Origin of the sequence: Streptomyces sp. NPDC007162, assembly GCF_040634175.1 — a bacterium.
Taxonomy (GTDB): domain Bacteria; phylum Actinomycetota; class Actinomycetes; order Streptomycetales; family Streptomycetaceae; genus Streptomyces.
On the sequence record NZ_JBEYFC010000556.1, the window covers coordinates 1 to 5407 of the forward strand.

The window sequence follows — 5407 nt, forward strand, 5'->3', positions numbered from 1 at the left end:
CGGCCGGGCCCGCCTCACCCCCCCTCCCCCCCGCGGCCGGGGCCCGGCGCCGGGCCGCCCGGCGGGAACTGGCGTCGGCGTGACGTTTCCGCTGCTCGCCAGGGTGCAGTGAGGTGACGTTTCGCTGTCGGATGCTCTCTTAGCGCGACCGAACGCGGTCCGCACGTGAAAGTTACGACCGTTCACCCCTTTTGGTGGCGCGATGGACAACCGTCCGTCGCGCCACCGCCTTGTCCGCATACGTTCGTCCTGCTGCGAGCCGTCGACACGTCGGCGGCTTCCCATACGGGAGATCGATCGGGGGTGCACACGTGCGCATCGGACTGCTTACGGAAGGTGGTTATCCGCATGCGGGTGGTGACGCCGGACTCTGGTGCGACCGGCTCGTGCGCGGGCTCGGGCAGCACGAGTTCGACGTCTACGCCCTCAGTCACAGCCGCCGCCAGGAGGGCGAGGACCGGCCGGAGCTGCCGCCGCACGTCAGCCGCGTGCGTACGGCCCCCCCGCGGACCGCGGAGAAGGACGGTAAGGCGTACGGCAGGCGCGCGCGCCGGCGCTTCGCCGAGAGCTACGGGGAACTCGCGGAGGTACTGAGCGCCGGGCCCGGCGTGCGGGGCGCGGATCCCGTGGCCGGCATGGACGGCGTCGAGAGTGAGTCCGGTTCCGGGGCCGCGCCCGGGCATCTGGCGGACCGTTTCGGCAGCGCGCTCTACGGGCTTGCCGAACTCGCCCGCGACGCGGGCGGACTGGTCGGCGCCCTCCGCTCCGACACCGCCGTACGCGCGCTGGAGCGCGCCTGCCGTACCCCCGGCGCGCACAGTCTCGCGCGCCAGGCGCGGGTGCCCGACCTGCTCGCCGTCGCCGCACACCTCGAACGCGCCCTGCACCCCCTCTCCCTCGACTGGTACGGCGACGACGGCCTGGGCGCGGCCGACCTCTGCCACGCCACCGCCGCCGGTCCCACCGCCCTGCCCGGCCTGCTCGCCGGGCACTTCTCGGGCGTCCCACTGCTGGTCACCGAGTACGGCGTGCAACTGCGCTCGCACTACCTGGCCGCCGCCGCGGACGCCGTCACCCCGGCCGTGCGCACCCTGCTCGCCGCCTTCCACGGCCGGTTCGCCGCCGAGATCTACGACCGTGCCGCGATCATCACCCCCGGCAACGCGCACGCCCGCCGCTGGCAGGAGCGCTGCGGCGCCGACCGGTCCCGGATCCGTACCGTCCACCCCGGCATGGATGCCTCCCGCTTCACCGAGGTCGGCGAGGCACCCGACCGCGCCGACCCGGGCACGCTCGTCTGGGTCGGCCGTATCGAGCCGTCCAAGGACCTGGTGTCGCTGCTGCACGCCTTCGCGGAGGTCCGCAAGGAGGAACCCAAGGCGCGACTGCGGGTACTGGGCGCCCCCGCGGGGTCAGAAGGCACGGCCTACCTCGACCACTGCAGGGCGCTCGCCGCCCAGCTCTTCCCCGACGAGGCCGACGGCGTGCACGCCGTCGGCGACAACCCGGTCTCCTTCGAGGAGATCGGTGGCCCGGAGGCACCCACCGTCGCCGACGCCTACGCGTCCGGCGCGGTCGTCGTCCTCTCCAGCGTCATCGAGGGCTTCCCGGCCGGCCTCGTCGAGGCGATGCTCTGCGGCCGCCCGACCGTCTCCACGGACGTGGGTGCCGTGGTGGAGGTCATCGGCGGCACCGGTCTCGTCGTACCACCGCGCAATCCGCGGGCGCTCGCGGAGGCGTGCGTGGCGCTGCTGCGCGACCCCGAGCGCCGTGAGCGCCTCGGCGCCGCCGCGCGCGCCCGGGCACTCGAACTGTTCACCGTGGAACAGAACATCGCGGCGTTTCACACCCTCTACCTGGAGATCGTCTCGCACTGCCCGGTCCGCAGGGTCGTCCTCGACGAAGCGGGTGAGCCGCTGCCGTTCGCCGTCCCGGCCGAGGCTCATGTGCCGGGCCGCTGGACCCGCCCCACCGCCCGTGTCGGCAACCGGAGCGGCCCCGGCCGGACACCGGGCACCACCGCGGGGCCCGCCCCGGTACGGACCACTCCGCCAGCGGCGACCGAGGGGGCGCTGTGAACGGCGGCGAGGGCGGCGCGCCGAGCGGCGATCTGGGCGAGCTGGACCGGCCAGGACGGCCGCGACGGGCCGACGCGTGGGACACACGGTCGGGGGAGTGGCTCCTGGGCATCGACGAAGGCGCCCCGGGTTCCGCCCACCCGTCCGGGAGCGGGCTGCCGGAGCCGGCCGTGGGCGCCACGGACGCCCGGCACACCGCAGGCAGCCGCGGCACCAGCCCGCGGCGGGGCGCCGCCGACCCCGTGAAGGCGCTGCTGCACCGGCACCGCGCACTCTGCGAGCGGGCCGTCGACCCGCTGGAGATCGCAGCCGGCCTCGAAGCGCACGGGGTCACCGACCGGACCGCCGCCCGCTTCCGGCACCGTGACGTCTTCTCGCTCGCCGAGGAGCTCTACGCGCGCGTGCCCCGCGGCGAACACCACCGCCCGCGCCCCGAACCGGCGCCCGCGCCCCGTGTACACGCCGACTGGGCGCTTCTCACGCTCCTCCCGGGCGCCGTCGGCGTCGCGGCCGTGACCGGGGTGCGGCTCACCGAGGGCCGCCCACGCCTCCTGGTGGCAGCCGCCGGTGTCCTCGCCGTCGCCCTGGCCGTCCACCTCGCCCTGCGGCGCGGCCCCCTGGCGGTGCCGTCCCGCCCGCCCGCCCGGCACACCGCGACCGGCACGCGCGCGTGGACCTGCTGGCTCCTCGGCTACGCCCTGCTCGGCGACGGCCTGCTGCGCGCCGTCCTGGACGGCGGCCCCGACGGCCCGCCGACCAGCGCCGCGCACGGCACCTGGCCGGTCACCGCCGCCCCCGTCCTCGCGCTCGCCCTGGCCACCGCCCCGGCGGCCTGGAGCACCCACCTCTTCACCACCGGCGCCCGCCGCCGGCTCACCGCCAGCCGTGGCCTGGACGAGTTCACGGCAGCCGTACAGCCCCTGCTGCTCGGCACGTTCGCCCTCTTCCTGGGCGCCCTCACCGCCCTGCTCGCACTGTGCGGCGCCGCCCTGGGCGAACCCGCCGGCTACCCGGAGGCGCTCACCCTCGGTGCCCTCCTGCTGCCCGCCCGCCTCCTGGCCGTCCACGGCGCCCCGCGGGGAGCCCGCCGCGCACTCGCCGCCGCCGCCGTCACGGAAGCGGCGGCCGTGGCCCTGCTCCTCGTCGGCAGGCTGCCCGGCTGCGCCTCCCTGGCAGCCCCCGTCCACGCCCTGGCCGACGCCTGGGGCCCGAGCGGCGTCCAGGCCCTCGTCTGCGGCGCCACCGCCCTCACGCTGCTGTTCACGGCCACGCGCACCCTCACCCGGGCCTCGGCCCACGCGCCGACCGGAGACCCCGAGTGAGCCACCTCTTCCCGGGCCACGCCGTGCCGTCCCGGCGGCCGGCGCCCGGCGCCTCGCCCGAGGCAACCGCATCCCCAGAAGGAGACCACCAGATGACCATCTCCCGACCCGGACCCGGAGCGTCCGGAACCACCGGAGTCGCCGGAGCGCACACCCCGGGAGCCGCACGATGAGGGTGCTGCTGATCGGAGCCAACGGATATCTCGGCCGCTTCGTCGCCGACCGGCTGCTCGCCGACCCGGCCGTCCAGCTCACCGCGCTCGGCCGCGGCGACGACGCCGACGTCCGGTTCGACCTCGCCACCGGCAGCCCAGGAGCCCTCACCCGCTTCCTCGACGCCGTCCACCCGGGCGTCATCGTGAACTGCGCGGGCGCCACCCGCGGCGGCGCCCGGGAGCTGACCCGGCACAACACCGTCGCCGTCGCCACCATCTGCGAGGCCCTGCGTCGCAGCGGCTGCGGCGCCCGCCTGGTGCAGATCGGGTGCAGCGCCGAGTACGGCCCGAGCCAGCCCGGCTCCTCCACGGCCGAGGACGCCGTCCCCCGCCCAGGCGGCCCGTACGGCGTCAGCAAGCTCGCCGCCACCGAACTGGTCCTCGGCTCCGGGCTCGACGCGGTCGTCCTGCGCGTCTTCTCGCCCGCCGGACCCGGCACCCCGGCCGGCTCCCCGCTCGGCCGGCTCGCCGAGGCGATGCGCCGCGCCATGCAGTCCGGCGACGGCGAACTCAAACTCGCCGGCCTCGGCGCCCAGCGCGACTTCGTCGACGTACGTGACGTGGCCCGCGCCGTCCACGCGGCCTCGCTCTCCGCCGCCCAGGGCGTCATCAACATCGGCTCCGGCCGCGCCGTCCGGCTCCGCGACGCCGCCGGGGTCCTGGCCCGGGTGGCCGGATACGGCGGCGCCCTGCACGAACTCGACGGCCCACCCGGCCCGCTGCGCGGCGCCATCGGGCACCCCCGCATGGACCCCGACAACGCGGCCCCGGTCGCCTACCCGTACCCGGACGGCTGCGGCAGCTGGCAGCAGGCCGACGTGCGCTGTGCCCGCGACCGGCTCGGCTGGCGGCCCCGTATCAACCTGGAGGAATCCCTCGCGGACATCTGGATGGAGGCGGCATGCCGCATCTGACCAGCACGCGGGCGGGCGCCGCGGCCACCGGCGTCCGCACCGCGGTCGGCATCCCCGGTTACGCCCACCCCCTCCTCGCCCCCGCCCAGTGGGCCGAGCTCGCCCGCCCCGGCACGCCCCTGCACTGGGTCGTCCTCGACGTGGCGAACGGCCCCGGCAGCCGTCCCGACCCGCACTGCCTGGAAGCGGCCGGCCGGCTCCGCAACGCGGGTGTCCGCATCCTCGGCCACCTGGACGCCACCTACGGCGCCCGCCCCCGCGGTGACCTGCTCACCGACGCCCACCGCTTCCACGACTGGTACCGCGTCGACGGCTTCCTGCTCGACCGCTGTCCCACCGAGCGCACCGCGCTCCCCGAGGTCCGCCGCGCCGTCGCCGCGCTCCGCGACGTCGGTGACGGCCCCCACATCGTCCTCGGCCACGGCACCCACCCCTACCCGGGCTATGCCGAGAACGCCGACCAGCTGGTGACCTTCGCCGGTCCCTGGAGCGACTACCGCTGGTCGCAGGTCGCCGAGTGGACCGCGGACTACCCGCCCGACCGCTTCTGCCACTTCGTCCACGGTGTACCCCTCGGCCACCTGGACGAGGCGCTGCGCATCACCCGCTGGCAGGGTGCCGCCACGATCTACATCACGGACCGGACCGACCGCGGCGGACGGGCGGATCCCTGGGAGGCGATGCCCGGCTACTGGGACGAAATCGTCTCGCGGATCGGAACAGGTGTCTCGGAATGAAGAAGCCCGTGGCAGTGTTACAGGGAGAACAACCGTAGTGATTGACCGATCAACGGAGTCCCCGTGTCGCTGCCACCCCTGGTTGAGCCAGCCTCCGCTTCACCGTCGACCCGGACGGCGCGATCCACCCGGCCATCGCCA

4 protein-coding genes are annotated in these 5407 nt (G+C 75.8%); all 4 read left to right on the top strand.

Annotated features, from left to right (window positions below):
- Positions 1-311 precede the first annotated feature (311 nt).
- The 4 genes from ABZ646_RS38975 (at position 312) to ABZ646_RS38990 (ending at position 5266) form a co-directional block, all read left to right on the top strand.
- Complete coding sequence (locus ABZ646_RS38975; protein ID WP_360530171.1) at positions 312-2078, top strand: DUF3492 domain-containing protein; 1767 nt, start codon at positions 312-314, stop codon at positions 2076-2078.
- Positions 2075-3400, top strand: a complete 1326-nt coding sequence (locus ABZ646_RS38980) for a hypothetical protein (RefSeq protein WP_360530175.1) — start codon at positions 2075-2077, stop codon at positions 3398-3400. Before ABZ646_RS38975 ends, ABZ646_RS38980 begins: the two co-directional genes overlap by 4 nt.
- Positions 3401-3569: 169 nt before the next feature.
- Positions 3570-4529: an NAD-dependent epimerase/dehydratase family protein gene (locus ABZ646_RS38985; RefSeq protein ID WP_360530178.1), complete on the top strand. Its 960-nt coding sequence runs from the start codon at positions 3570-3572 to the stop codon at positions 4527-4529.
- On the top strand, positions 4517-5266 hold the full coding sequence (locus ABZ646_RS38990) for a spherulation-specific family 4 protein (protein ID WP_360530181.1): 750 nt from the start codon (positions 4517-4519) through the stop codon (positions 5264-5266). The genes ABZ646_RS38985 and ABZ646_RS38990 overlap by 13 nt, the downstream gene beginning before the upstream one ends.
- Positions 5267-5407 lie beyond the last annotated feature (141 nt).